Source organism: Pseudomonas arsenicoxydans (assembly GCF_006438915.1).
Lineage (GTDB): Bacteria > Pseudomonadota > Gammaproteobacteria > Pseudomonadales > Pseudomonadaceae > Aquipseudomonas > Aquipseudomonas arsenicoxydans_A.
In genome coordinates this window covers 40,184-52,465 of the sequence record NZ_RCZE01000005.1, presented here as the reverse complement: position 1 = coordinate 52,465, position 12,282 = coordinate 40,184, and the positions used below count along the sequence as shown (strand labels likewise).

Genomic DNA, 12,282 nt, shown 5'->3' with positions numbered 1-12,282 from the left:
CATCCGTGGCCCTGTCAGGGACACTCAGTGCGGCGCGAAGTCGTACTTGCCACCTTTATTCAGCGCAGCGAGGTAAGCCGGGCGCGCTTGAAACCGTTGGACCCAGGCCGCTACATGAGGGTAGTTGGCCAGCTTGCCCTGGGCCCGGGCGATTTCGCCGATGAAGCTCATCTGGATATCGGCGGCGCTGAACTCGTCACCGAGCAGGTAATCGGACTGGCTCAGTGCGGTGTCGAGGTAGCCCAGGTAGTTGGCCACTTCCGAGTTGATGCGCGGATGCAGCGGCGCACCGGCTTCACCCAGGCGCCCGACATACAAGTTCAACATCAGCGGCAATATGGCCGAGCCTTCGGCGAAATGCAGCCATTGCACGTATTCATCGTAGGCGGGGGTGGACGGATCGGGTTGCAGGCGACCCTGGCCATGACGGCGGATCAGGTAGTCGATGATCGCCGCGGACTCGATCAGCTTCTGCGCACCGTCTTCGATGACCGGCGATTTGCCCAGCGCATTGACCGCTTTCAATTCCGGTGGGGCGAGATTGGTTTTCGGATCGCGCTGATACAGTTTCAGCTCGTAAGGAATCGCCAGTTCTTCCAGCAGCCAGAGAATGCGCTGGGAGCGGGAGTTGTTCAGGTGGTGCACGATAATCATAAACAAGATTCCTGTAGGAACTGTCGAGTGGAACGAGGCTGCGATGTTTTTTCAGAACAGACGGCCGCCGGGCTTGAAGAACACTAGACCATCCCGGTCCCTTCGAAGTGCCATCAAGCCTTGCTGGTCGGTTTCGCGGCGCGTTTGCTGCCCGTCGAGGGTTTGCGTGGCGCCGGTTTGCGTTTTTTCTTCCACGGTGCGGCACCTCGTCCGGCCGGGCTGGCTGGCCCGCTGATGGTCAGGCTCAAACCGGCGCAACGGGCGACTTGCTTGCTCATCCACGCCGCCTGTTTGGTGACGAATTCTTCCAGGCTCATTTCGCCGCTCTGCACCATGTCCAGCGCTTGTTCCCAGATCGCGGTGGTGCCGGGGTCGGCAATCGCACGCGGCACCGCATCGATCAGGCTGAAGGCCGCCTGCGTGGCGGCCAGGGCTTTACCGTTCTTGATCAGGTAACCACGGTCGAGCAGGCCCTGGATGATCGAGGCGCGTGTCGCCTCGGTGCCGATGCCGGTGGTGTCCTTGAGTTTCTGTTTGAGCAGCGGGTCTTCCACCAGTTTGGCCACGTTCTTCATGGCTTTGATCAGGTCGCCTTCGGTGAACGGTTTCGGTGGTTGCGTCCACAGGTCCTTGAGCCTGACGTCGGCGACGGCGCAATCCAGCCCTTCGGCCAGTGCCGGCAACGTTTGTGGCGCGGGAGCCTCACGACCCTTGGCGGGGGCCAGGGCTTCCGGCAGGGCACGCTTCCAGCCGGGTTCGACGATCTGCTTGCCGACGGCACGCAGGGCTTCACCGGCACAATTGAAGTCGGCCTGAGTGCGGTCGTATTCATGATTGGGCAGGAACTGCGCCAGATAACGGGCGCGAATCAATGTGTAGACCGCCCGCTGTTTACCCATCAGCCTTTCCAGATTCTTTGCCGCCGCTGTGGGGATGATGCCGTGGTGCGCGGTGACCTTGGCATCGTTCCAGGCCCGTGAGCGCCGTTGCGGTTCCAGGTAATCGTTCAGGGCGTTCAGGGACGGGTCAGCATGACGCAACGCGGCGAGAATGCCTGGGGCTTCACTGTGCTGACTCAATGGCAGAAAACCGCAATCACTGCGCGGGTAGGTGATGACTTTGTGGGTTTCGTAGAGCGCCTGGGCGATATCCAGGGTTTCCTGGGCGCCGAGCCCGAGTTTCTTCGAGCAGACTTCCTGTAAGGTGCCCAGATCGAACGGTAATGGCGCGACTTCACGCATGCGCTCGGTGCGCAGCTTGATCACACGCGCAGTCGATGCGTTCGCAAGCGCTTGAGCCGCGTTTTGCGCGAGACCCTGATTCAGGCAGCGATCCTGATCATCACAAGCATCGGACGCCGCGCGCCACTGAGCCGTGAACGTGGTGCCTTCGTGCAACAACTGCACGTCGATGGCCCAATAAGCCACGGGGACGAAATCAGCAATGCTGCGATCGCGGTCCACCACCAGCCGCAAGGTTGGCGTCTGCACGCGACCCACCGGCAGCACACCCTGATACCCGGATTGACGCCCCAGCAACGTAAACAACCGGCTCATGTTCATCCCGATCAGCCAGTCGGCCCGGGAGCGGCCCAACGCCGAATGATAAAGGCTGAAGGTTTCGGCCCCCGGCTTGAGCGCGGCCAGTGCCTTGCGAATCGACGCGTCGTCCAGCGCCGACAGCCACAACCGGCGGATCGGCCCGCGATAGCGGCAGTGCTCGACCAGTTCGCGGGCGATCATCTCGCCTTCGCGGTCGGCGTCGGTGGCGATCACCAACTCATCGGCCTCGCCGAGCAAGCGTTTGACGGCTTTGTACTGACTGGCCGTACGCGGCTTGACGGTCATCTTCCACTTTTCGGGAATGATCGGCAGGTCCGCCAGTACCCAGCGTTTGTAGCGCGCGTCGTAGGCGTCCGGCGGCGCTGTTTCCAGCAAATGGCCGATGCACCAGGTCACCGTGACGTCTGTTCCCAGCCAGCAGCCGTCGCCCCGACGCTTGGCGCCGAGCACTGCTGCAATGTCTTTGGCCTGGGAAGGTTTTTCACAGAGGTACAGCCGCATAACCACCATCGTTCATCAAGTGTGCAAGAGGCGCACAGAATGGCCGGTGATGAGCGCCGGATCAATCTTTATCTGTATGGATGTACAGCAAAGCTGTTGCGTCTGGTTGCTGCAAGCGAAACGGCCCGTTCGGCTGCGGGGCCGTGGCAACGGCGAATTTTGGGTTATACCTGACAGTTGTGGTCTCAGGTTTCGGGGCCTCTGCGCGCGCCATCACGGGCGCCACGCTCCCACAGGTTTATCACCGTCATGAGGAACGTATTCCATGAAAAGCTCCGGTCCCAGTCCTGTCATCACCATCGCCGAGCAGCCGGGCTGCCTGTTGGTGAAGTTTCATGGCATTCAGGTGGCAGCGTCCGCGCGCGCCTTGGTGCTGTTGGAGGCCAATTACCCGCCGGTGTATTACATACCGCGTGAGGACATCGACGAAAAGTATTACGCCCGCACCGACCACACCAGTTATTGCCCCTACAAGGGCGATGCCAGCTATTACAGCCTGCAAGTCCCGGGGCATGAAGGCGCCAATGCGGTCTGGAGTTACGAGAACCCTAAAATATCCGTCGATCAGATTCGTGAATACGTGGCGTTCTACCCGGATCAGGTGAAATTCGAGTTACTCGATTCCGAGGTCTGAGGATCGTTTCCCAAGGTGTGTGGCGAGGGAGGCCCTCGCCACAAAGTCCCGTCAGTTTTTATCGAGATCGACGTTCTTGGTCTCGCGCAAACAGATCATCCCCACCACCAGGCTCACCGCGGTAATCACCACCGGGTACCAGAGCCCGTAGAAAATGTCGCCGGTGTAGACCACCAACGCAAACGACACGGTTGGCAGGAACCCGCCAAACCAGCCGTTGCCGATGTGATAGGGCAGCGACATCGAGGTGTAGCGGATGCGCGTCGGGAACAGTTCAACCATCAACGCCGCCAGCGGGCCATAGCACATGGCCGAGATGATGATCAGCGCCACGATCAGCGCCACAATCATCGGTTTGTTGATCTGCTGCATATCCGCCTGCGACGGATAGCCGGCCAGTGTCACCGCACCACGCAAGGCCGCTTCGTCGTAACCGTCGATTTTCACGTCACCGACACTGACCTGCACGCCACTGCCGGCGGGTGCGGCGGCGCTGGCGTAAGGCAGGCCTTGCTTGACCAGAAAGGTTTTGACCTTGTCGCATGGGCTATCAAATTTCGCCTTGCCCACTGGGTCGAACTGGAACGTGCATGTCGCCGGGTCGGCCAATACGGTAATCGGCGCCTGACGGCTGGCCTGGTCAATGGCCGGGTTGGCGTAATGCGCCAGGGATTTGAAGATCGGGAAATACAGCGCGGTGGCCAGCAGCAGGCCGATCATCAGCACCGGTTTGCGTCCGACCTTGTCCGACAGCCAGCCAAAGAAAATGAAGAACGGCGCGCCGATGATCACGCTGACGATCAGCAAGCCGTTGGCCACGGCCGGGTCCATCTTCAGGAACTGGGTGAGGAAAAACAGCACGTAAAACTGCGCGGCGTAAAAGGTCACTGCTTGCCCGGCGTTGATGCTGAACAGAGCAATCAGCACGACCTTGAGGTTTTCCCACTTGCCAAAGGAATCACGCAGCGGCGACTTGCAGAGCTTGCCTTCCTCTTTCATTTTCACGAAGGCCGGCGACTCGTGCAGGCTCAGGCGAATCCAGGTCGAGATGCCCAGCAGAATGATCGAAAACAGAAACGGAATGCGCCAGCCCCAGACTTCAAACTGGTCACCGGTGAAGTAGCGGCAACCGAGTACCACTAGCAGCGACAGCAACAAGCCGAGGGTCGCCGTGGACTGAATCCAGCTGGTGTGGAAACCGCGTTTGCCCATCGGCGCGTGCTCCGCGACATAGGTCGCAGCGCCGCCGTATTCACCGCCCAGGGCCAGGCCCTGAAGCATGCGCAGCACCACGAGGATGATCGGCGCGGCGATGCCGATGCTCGCGTAGGTCGGCAGCAAACCGACGCAGAACGTCGCCAGGCCCATGAGCACGATGGTCGCGAGGAAGGTGTACTTACGCCCGATCATGTCCCCCAACCGACCGAACACCAATGCTCCGAAAGGTCGCACGATGAAGCCTGCGGCGAAGGCCATCAACGCAAAGATGAACGCCGTGGTGTCGTTGACCCCGGCGAAAAACTGCTTGCTGATCACCGCCGCGAGGGCGCCATAGAGGAAAAAGTCGTACCACTCGAAGACCGTCCCCAGCGACGAGGCGAAGATGACTTTGCGGGTGTCATGGCTGACTGTCGCGACGGGCACGGCTTCCATAGGCTGAACATGTTCTGACATATCGGTATCCCTCACAGTGATTGTTTTTGTTGTTCCACTGGTGTTGCGTGTTCCTTGTAGAGGTAGTGCCCGGCACCGCGAACAAAGTTCAATCCCTCAAGGACAGCATTAGTCCCCTGTGGGAGCGGGCTTGCTCGCGAATGCGTCGTGTCAGTCACCATCAATGTTGAAGATCCACCGCTTTCGCGAGCAAGCCCGCTCCCACAGGGGTTGTGCTGGGTGTGGGTTCGAGGATTAGCTGGGCGGCTTTTTCGGCAATCATCAACGTCGGTGAGCAGGTATTGCCCGAAGTAATGCGCGGCATGATCGAGGCGTCAGCCACCCGCAACCCGGGAATGCCATGGACCCGCAACTCGGCGTCCACCACCGCATCCGCATCGTTACCCATCCGGCAAGTGCCCACCGGATGGAAAATGGTCGTGCCAATCTGCGCAGCGGCTTCGTGCAATTCCTCTTCAGTCTGCAAACGGTCACCGGGCAAATACTCGACCGGTTTGAACGCATGCAACGCCGGCGCGGCAACGATGCGTCGGGTCAGGCGAATGGCATCAGCCGCCACGCGCAAGTCCTCTGGGTGACTCAAATAGTTGGGCTGAATCACCGGCGCGTCCTGCGGATTGGCAGAACTGATGTCCACCCGGCCACGGCTTTGCGGCCGTAGATCGCAGACCGAAGCGGTAAAGGCAGGGAAGGGGTGCAACGGTTCGCCGAAGCGCTCCAGCGACAACGGCTGCACGTGGTATTCGAGATTCGCCGAGGTCTGTTCAGGTCCCGAGCGGGCGAAGGCGCCGAGTTGACTTGGTGCCATGGACAGCGGGCCACTGCGGTCATACAGGTAGCGCAAACCCATGCCCATCTTGCCCCATACGCTGCCGGCGATCTGGTTCAGCGTTCGGGCGTTTTCCAGTTTGTAGATCAGCCGCAGTTGCAGGTGATCCTGCAGGTTGCCGCCCACCCCCGGCAGCTCATGGGCCACACCGATCCCGAGTTTTTGCAGCAGCGGGCGAGGGCCGATGCCGGAGCGCTGGAGGATGCCCGGTGAACCGACAGAGCCGGCACACAGGACGATTTCCTTGCGCGCCTTGAAGGCTTTCGCCTGACCTTGCCAGCGTGTAATCACTGCCGAGGCGCGGCCGTTTTCCAGCAGCACGCGGTCCACTTCGATGTCGGTCAGTACCGTGAGATTGGCGCGATGGCGGACCGGTTTGAGAAACGCCTTGGCCGCGTTCCAGCGGATCCCGGCCTTCTGATTGACCTGAAAGTAGCCGCAGCCTTCGTTATCGCCCTGGTTGAAATCATCGATGCTGGCAATGCCGCTTTGCTCGGCAGCGTTGCGGAAGGCATCGAGAATCGGCCACGACAGCCGCTGCCGCTCAACCCGCCAGTCGCCGCTGGCACCATGAAATTCGGAGTCGCCGGCAAAATGGTTTTCGCTCTTCTTGAACAGCGGCAACACATCGTTCCAGCTCCAGCCCGGATTGCCGTCAGCAGCCCAGCGATCGTAGTCGCCGGCCTGGCCACGCATGTAAATCATGCCGTTGATGGAAGAGCAGCCGCCGAGCACTTTGCCGCGCGGGTAACTCAGGGTGCGCCCTTGCAGGCCGGGTTGCGCCTGGGTCTTGAAGCACCAGTCAGTGCGCGGGTTGCCAATGCAGAACAGGTAGCCCACGGGAATGTGAATCCACGCGTAGTTATCGCGACCGCCGGCTTCGAGCAGCAACACCCGGTGTTGCGGGTTGGCCGACAGTCGATTGGCCAGTAAACAACCGGCCGGCCCGGCGCCGACCACGATGTAGTCGACTTCATCCAGGAGAGTCTGCATCCCTGACCTCGTCTTGTTGTTCTTGTTGTCAGTCATCCTAGTTGTTCGCTTTCGTCAAAAGAATGTTAGTTTTTGCGCAGCCGCTGTGCGTTTTTAAACAGCCTTGCCTCAAGGACGGATCATGTTCGACTGGAATGACCTGCGGTTTTTTCTCGAGTTGCAGCGCAGCGGGCGTTTGCTCACCGCTGCTCGCCGTTTGAACACCACCCACGCCACGGTCGCGCGGCACATCGAGGCCATCGAAAAGAGCCTCGGCACGGCGCTGTTCGTCCAGCATGCCCAGGGTTATGAAATGACCCCGGCCGGCGAAGCGCTGCTCAAACACGCCGAAGCCATGGAAAACGTCGCGTTGCTGGCCCAGGAAGAAATCACCCAGTCCACCGCGCCGCTGGGCAAAATTCGCGTCGGGGTCACGGAAGGGCTGGGCATCATGTTCCTCGCCAGCCGCATGAACGGTTTGTTCGAACGCTACCCGGGTCTCGAAGTGGAACTGGTAGCGGTGCCGCGCTTCGTCAGCATCCTCAACCGCGAAGCCGAAATCAGCATCCACCTCGAACGCCCGGCCGCCGACATGCTGGTCACCCGCAAACTCACCGACTACCGACTGGGGCTCTACGCCAGCCAGGCGTATCTCGACCGCTCACCACCGTTGCGCAGTCGCGAAGACCTCGGGCGTCATGCCTGGATTGGCTATGTAGACGACTTGCTGTTCAGCCAGGAACTGATGTTCCTTAATAGCTTCTGCCGCAATCCACGGGTGGTGTTTCACAGCACTAGCGTCATCGCCCAGCAACAGGCAGCGCGTTCGGGGTTGGGGATCGCGGTGTTGCCTTGTTATATGGCGAGTGCTGATGCGGATCTGGTGGCGTTGTTGCCGGATGAGAGTATTGAGCGCAGTTACTGGATCAGTACCCGGCGCGAGCTGCACAAGTCGGTGCGGCTGCGGGTGGTTTGGGATTATGTGGTGGGGTTGTGTGAGGCGGAGCAGGGATTGTTGCTGGGATAGCCAATCGCGGCCAGCCTGAAAAGCAGCGATTGCATCATTGTGCCAACTGCGCGGTGGTCCCTTGCATCGCTTCGGGCAGTAAGCAGCCTTTGGCCATCCACTGACACTCTCTGGCCCAGCGATAGCCGGTTTCCAGATCGCCTCGATCACTGTAAAACGCCAGCCGCAGTTGATGGGCGTTCAGGTCGAGTTTGGCAAACCCGGCCCGTGCTGCAGCGAACGTGCTATCGGGGGCAGGGCTATCCAAGGGATCAAGTGTCTGCCCGCCTGCACCGGAGATGACCCACGCAGGTTCTCCTGCACGCAACACCAATTGCTGATTGTGGTCATGGCCAGATAAAAGCAGATCCACTTTGTTACGTTGCAACGCGGGTAAAAGACTGACCACCAGGTCCGACTGTTCAGCGTTCTGGCCCTGATCGCGCACCGGATGGTGGGACGCCGCTATACGCCACACCGGCACCGGACCGGGTGCCTGGAACGCCTGATCAATAAAGTCGATTTGCTGCTGCAAACTTTCACGCGGCGCTGACGTGTCTAGGAACACCATTCGCACCAACGGGCGCCCGTCGACGTCACCGAAGTCCTTGACGTAGAAATTCATCGGCATCTGCCAGCGGCCCGACCCCTTGTGCTGTTGTCCGTACTCAATCTCGTACTGTTGCGACACCGGGTAATCGTGATTGCCCAGCACCGCGTAGAACGGCACATGACTCAGCCAGTGCCCCGAGTAGACACGCTCGAATTTGGTTTGCCAGCTCAGATCATGCGTGCTGCCTAAGGGTTTGCCGTAAAAGTTGTCGCCCAGGAACACCACCATGTTCAGCCGCCCCTCATTGGCGGCGACTCGCTCCATGGCCTGACCCACCCGCCACTGTTGCAGGTTACCGCTGCCTTGATCGCCCACAGCGATCATCGAGACCGACGCAGGGTCCAGGCCGCTCAGCGGAACATAGGGAGCGGGCGGCGTAGACAGCCAGTAGCCGCCCGCGATCAGCGCAACGGCGAAGGTGGCGCCTGAGCACAGCACGATCCTTCTGAGCACCGAACGTTTTACAAATACTCTGGGGGAACTCGTGCGTTTCAATCGGCGACCCACTGGGAATTGGCAGGGAAGGATTCAAGGTCATCCTTCTCCCGGCAATAGAGCACGCCAGTTGTTCACGATGTGTTAAAAAATCGTAGTGTGCGCATTATCCAGTGAAGCTTTTCCTGGCGACAGCCGTCGATGACGGCTTGGCGTACAACATCCCTTTTTTGCTTTTTTGAATTGCCTCGCTTAGATATGCAGCCAAGCCAACGAACCCAACATGACGCCAACACTGGCGGCCCCGAACGAGACCCGCTTGAGCCATTCCTTACGCGTCAGCAGGGTAATGGCCGCCAACGAAATTGCAATTTGAATCGCCGTCATTGCCTGGGCCCAGCGGTGATGCTGATGCAGCAGCTGTTCTGACTTCTCGTCCCAATCGCGTGCCCCTTGTTCGAGTTCCTCCGCTTTCTGGCGCGCCTGCTCCTTCTGTTCCGCATAACGCCGCGCCTCAGCAACATAGTGAGCGGAATCCAACCCCGGGAGATTGCTTGCCAGCTCCGACAGGTTCTGCCGGCTGGACTTGGCCTGGTAGTAATTCCACTCGTTGGCGGCTTCGGTCTTCTGAATGGCCGCGTTGCTCGCTCCCACATGGATTTCATTTGCCTGACACAGTTATTTGCTTCTATTCGTCTGGCGCTTAAACAACAAAGCCCCTATCTGTTTAAACGAAGCCTCCTGTTACCAGCCAAAGGCTACAACGCCTTGCGCCATCGCCTACGGGTAAGACAGAATCCGCCGGCTTGTGCGTCTGGGGCACGGGTTCTATCGTGGCTGTGTCACTGAAAAACAGTGATCGGGTTTGGTAGCCCGGTTTATGCCTAGATGCATGGCGTCACCTTGCACAGTCGTTTTTTAGACTCTGCTTTCATGGTGGTCATGCGTGGGGCCCATTCGTGGGCGCCGGGTTCTAGTGCGACCGGTCTACCAACCCGCGTATGGCCGCCACCCTTCGTTTGGTAGCGAGGGTGATGGCTCCTTTAAGTATTCGCGCTAGAGGTTCCATCCATGATCAAACCAACACCCAACCCACCGGAAACCGATCCGGCATCGCCCTACGAATCCCTCGATTCCAAAAAATTCCACGAAGCGGCCGAACGCGCCCTCGACCACTACCTCAACCCGGCCGCCCAAATCATGGCCAGCACCCACGAACCGGAACCGATGTTCCTCGCCAATCCCAAGTGCAACACCGAATCCCTGCTGGTCAACGCCAGCGAATCACTGGGGTCGGCTACGACCATGCTCAGTAATCTCGCGGCGTTATTGGAGAACTCACACCGCAAGACCCTGCTGGGGATTACGCAAGTAGTGATGTTGGGGGAATTGGCGGTGAATCAGGCGCTGGATAAGGTTGAACTGAAAGAGTAAGCACGGCCCTCTGTGGCGGGGAACTGATTTCTCGCCACAGAGTGCACCAAACTGCATCCAATCAACGCTAATCCCATCAAGGAAGATAAAAACAGTGAAAATATTATTCATCGCTTCACTAGGGATGTTATCGCTAATACAAACATCACTGTCCTTCGCTGAAAATGTTAATGGAAAAAACCTCTATTTACAGCGATGCGCCATGTGCCACGGAGTAGATCTCAAAGCAACAGGGCCATTGGCTAATAAGAGCAATCCTCCTACACCTGATCTAACTACCTCCGCTTTCAAAAAACGATTAAATGATTATCCTGGCGTGATTGTGTCATCGATAATACTTCGTCCCAATGGAGACTTGATTCCAAAAACGTTACGAGAGAACGGTGTAAAGCTATCGCCGTACGCATGGAGCGTTAAAGATCTGCGCGATTTGAATCAATACATGGGTGGTGTTATTTCAACAAATCGATGAGTGGTTTCGATCAAATAGTTGGGCGATCTGTTGGAGCGAGTCGCCTTTCTGCCAGTGATCCGAGGTCTCTGCTTCATCTGCAACACTCCTCCTGCTTACACAGAATTTAGTTGTGTTGCATCGCCCGGTTGAATCCACAGCCGAAAGCCACCCTTGCTGATGGGTAGCTTTTGGCCGAAGGGGTGGCAGCTTGCACTGGTTTGTAGACCCGTACGCGAGTAGACCGGCAGGCTCGAAAGCGCCCTGTGCATGACAATCCTAAAACCGGGTCGAATGAACGCCGCAACGGTGTGCTACCCCCCCTTTTTTTGTCTATCGCAGGGCCAATCAATCTCATCTTCCCCACAGCAACCTTTCAACCTCATCAAATTTGCCGGCGACCTTCAAATAAGTCTCAGCCCATCCACTACTCATGCACAGCTCCTGCAACGGACCGGTGGGCGCAAACAACACGGCGACGTTCAAACCCTGGAGCAAGCGATGCAGTTGGCGGGTTTTCATGGGGTATTCCATTGGACGATAAAAAGGCGGCGAAACATGATCAAAACACAGTGGGCCGCAACTCCTGCGCCAGTTCAATCAGTGCACGCAATCGCGACGGCACGAAGCGATGGCCCGAGTAGTAAAGCTTCAACCCGCCAAACGACGGGCACCACGGCATCAGCACCGGCACCAGGGCGCCGCATGCCAGTTCTTCCTGGATGAACCACTCGGAAATGAAACCGATACCAAGACCCAACAACACGGCCTGTTTGATGGCCAGCATCTCGTTGGAGGCGAATCGCACCGGCAGATCCATCTGCAGCTTTTGGCCATCGCGCTCCAATTCCCACTGGTAGAGGCCACCATGGGCCATGCGCATGCCGATGCTCTGGTGGCTGAGCAGGTCTCGCGGGTGCTCGGGCACGCCATGGCGTTCGAAGTACTCAGGCGTTGCCACCACGAGCATCCGGATATCACCGGACAGTGCCACGGCAATCATGTCTTGCGGTACCGACTCTGCCAGACGAATCCCTGCGTCAAAGCCCCCGGCGATGATGTCGACCATGCTTGATTCGCTGACGATGTCGATGCGCATCTCGGGATACCGCTCAGCGTACTGCTTGAGCAGTGGATCCAGCAGCAGGTAAGCCGCGCCGTGCGGGGCGTTGATGCGCAGTGTGCCGCTGGGTTCATCGGGGCCGACGCTGACCTGTTCGTCGGCACTTTTGATTTGTGCCAACGCCGGGGCGATGCGTTCCACATAACGTTGCCCGATGTCGGTGAGGGCAACGCTGCGCGTGGAGCGATTGAACAGGCGCACTTTCAGGCGTGCTTCCAGGCCGGCCACCGCGCTGCTCACGGCGGTGGTGGACATGCCCAACTCCTGTGCTGCGCCCCGAAAACTGCTGCGGCGGGCGACGGCCAGAACCACTTCCAGCTCGGTCATTCCTGTTCTGTGCATGGATTGTCCTGAATATAAGGATGCTTCATAAGCCAAAGGATGGCTTATCGGA

Annotated in this window: 11 protein-coding genes and 1 pseudogene; 4 read left to right on the top strand and 8 right to left on the bottom strand. The window is 58.9% G+C overall.

Features of this window, described 5'->3' with window-relative positions:
• Positions 1-24 precede the first annotated feature (24 nt).
• Positions 25-654: a glutathione S-transferase family protein gene (locus EAH78_RS11630; RefSeq protein ID WP_140667662.1), complete on the bottom strand. Its 630-nt coding sequence runs from the start codon at positions 652-654 to the stop codon at positions 25-27.
• 113 nt (positions 655-767) lie between these two features.
• A complete protein-coding gene (locus EAH78_RS11625; protein ID WP_140667661.1) occupies positions 768-2,717 on the bottom strand; it encodes a DNA topoisomerase III in 1,950 nt (649 codons plus the stop codon).
• Between the two features lie 265 nt (positions 2,718-2,982).
• Between EAH78_RS11625 and EAH78_RS11620 the strand changes: the two genes are divergently transcribed.
• Positions 2,983-3,351, top strand: a complete 369-nt coding sequence (locus tag EAH78_RS11620; protein WP_140667660.1) for a DUF427 domain-containing protein — start codon at positions 2,983-2,985, stop codon at positions 3,349-3,351.
• A gap of 51 nt (positions 3,352-3,402) precedes the next feature.
• Here EAH78_RS11620 and EAH78_RS11615 read toward each other — a convergent pair whose 3' ends face one another.
• Both EAH78_RS11615 and EAH78_RS11610 read right to left on the bottom strand, forming a co-directional pair.
• Positions 3,403-5,025, bottom strand: coding sequence for an MFS transporter (locus EAH78_RS11615; protein ID WP_140667659.1), 1,623 nt, complete (start codon positions 5,023-5,025; stop codon positions 3,403-3,405).
• Between the two features lie 160 nt (positions 5,026-5,185).
• Complete coding sequence (locus EAH78_RS11610) at positions 5,186-6,847, bottom strand: GMC family oxidoreductase (protein ID WP_140667658.1); 1,662 nt, start codon at positions 6,845-6,847, stop codon at positions 5,186-5,188.
• A gap of 121 nt (positions 6,848-6,968) precedes the next feature.
• Here EAH78_RS11610 and EAH78_RS11605 point away from each other — a divergent pair, with 121 nt between their 5' ends.
• Complete coding sequence (locus tag EAH78_RS11605; protein WP_140667657.1) at positions 6,969-7,853, top strand: LysR family transcriptional regulator; 885 nt, start codon at positions 6,969-6,971, stop codon at positions 7,851-7,853.
• 34 nt (positions 7,854-7,887) lie between these two features.
• Here the strand turns inward: EAH78_RS11605 and EAH78_RS11600 are convergent, their stop codons facing one another.
• Together EAH78_RS11600 and EAH78_RS11595 are read right to left on the bottom strand one after the other, a co-directional pair.
• The gene (locus tag EAH78_RS11600; RefSeq protein WP_240051872.1) at positions 7,888-8,883 is read right to left on the bottom strand and encodes a metallophosphoesterase; all 996 of its coding nucleotides are present in this window, start codon (positions 8,881-8,883) and stop codon (positions 7,888-7,890) included.
• A gap of 249 nt (positions 8,884-9,132) precedes the next feature.
• Positions 9,133-9,525: pseudogene (locus tag EAH78_RS11595) on the bottom strand (DUF4337 domain-containing protein); the annotation flags it as partial.
• A gap of 426 nt (positions 9,526-9,951) precedes the next feature.
• Between EAH78_RS11595 and EAH78_RS11590 the strand changes: the two are divergent.
• Entirely contained in the window at positions 9,952-10,314 is a 363-nt protein-coding gene (locus tag EAH78_RS11590; protein ID WP_140667656.1) for a DUF6124 family protein, read from the top strand.
• Positions 10,315-10,408: 94 nt separating this feature from the next.
• On the top strand, positions 10,409-10,786 hold the full coding sequence (locus EAH78_RS11585; RefSeq protein ID WP_240051871.1) for a c-type cytochrome: 378 nt from the start codon (positions 10,409-10,411) through the stop codon (positions 10,784-10,786).
• Between the two features lie 333 nt (positions 10,787-11,119).
• Here EAH78_RS11585 and EAH78_RS32135 read toward each other — a convergent pair whose 3' ends face one another.
• Both EAH78_RS32135 and EAH78_RS11580 read right to left on the bottom strand, forming a co-directional pair.
• Positions 11,120-11,287, bottom strand: a complete 168-nt coding sequence (locus tag EAH78_RS32135) for a hypothetical protein (RefSeq protein ID WP_161599681.1) — start codon at positions 11,285-11,287, stop codon at positions 11,120-11,122.
• Between the two features lie 40 nt (positions 11,288-11,327).
• Positions 11,328-12,230 (bottom strand): LysR family transcriptional regulator, encoded by a 903-nt coding sequence (locus EAH78_RS11580; RefSeq protein ID WP_170219117.1) that lies wholly within the window; start codon positions 12,228-12,230, stop codon positions 11,328-11,330.
• Positions 12,231-12,282 lie beyond the last annotated feature (52 nt).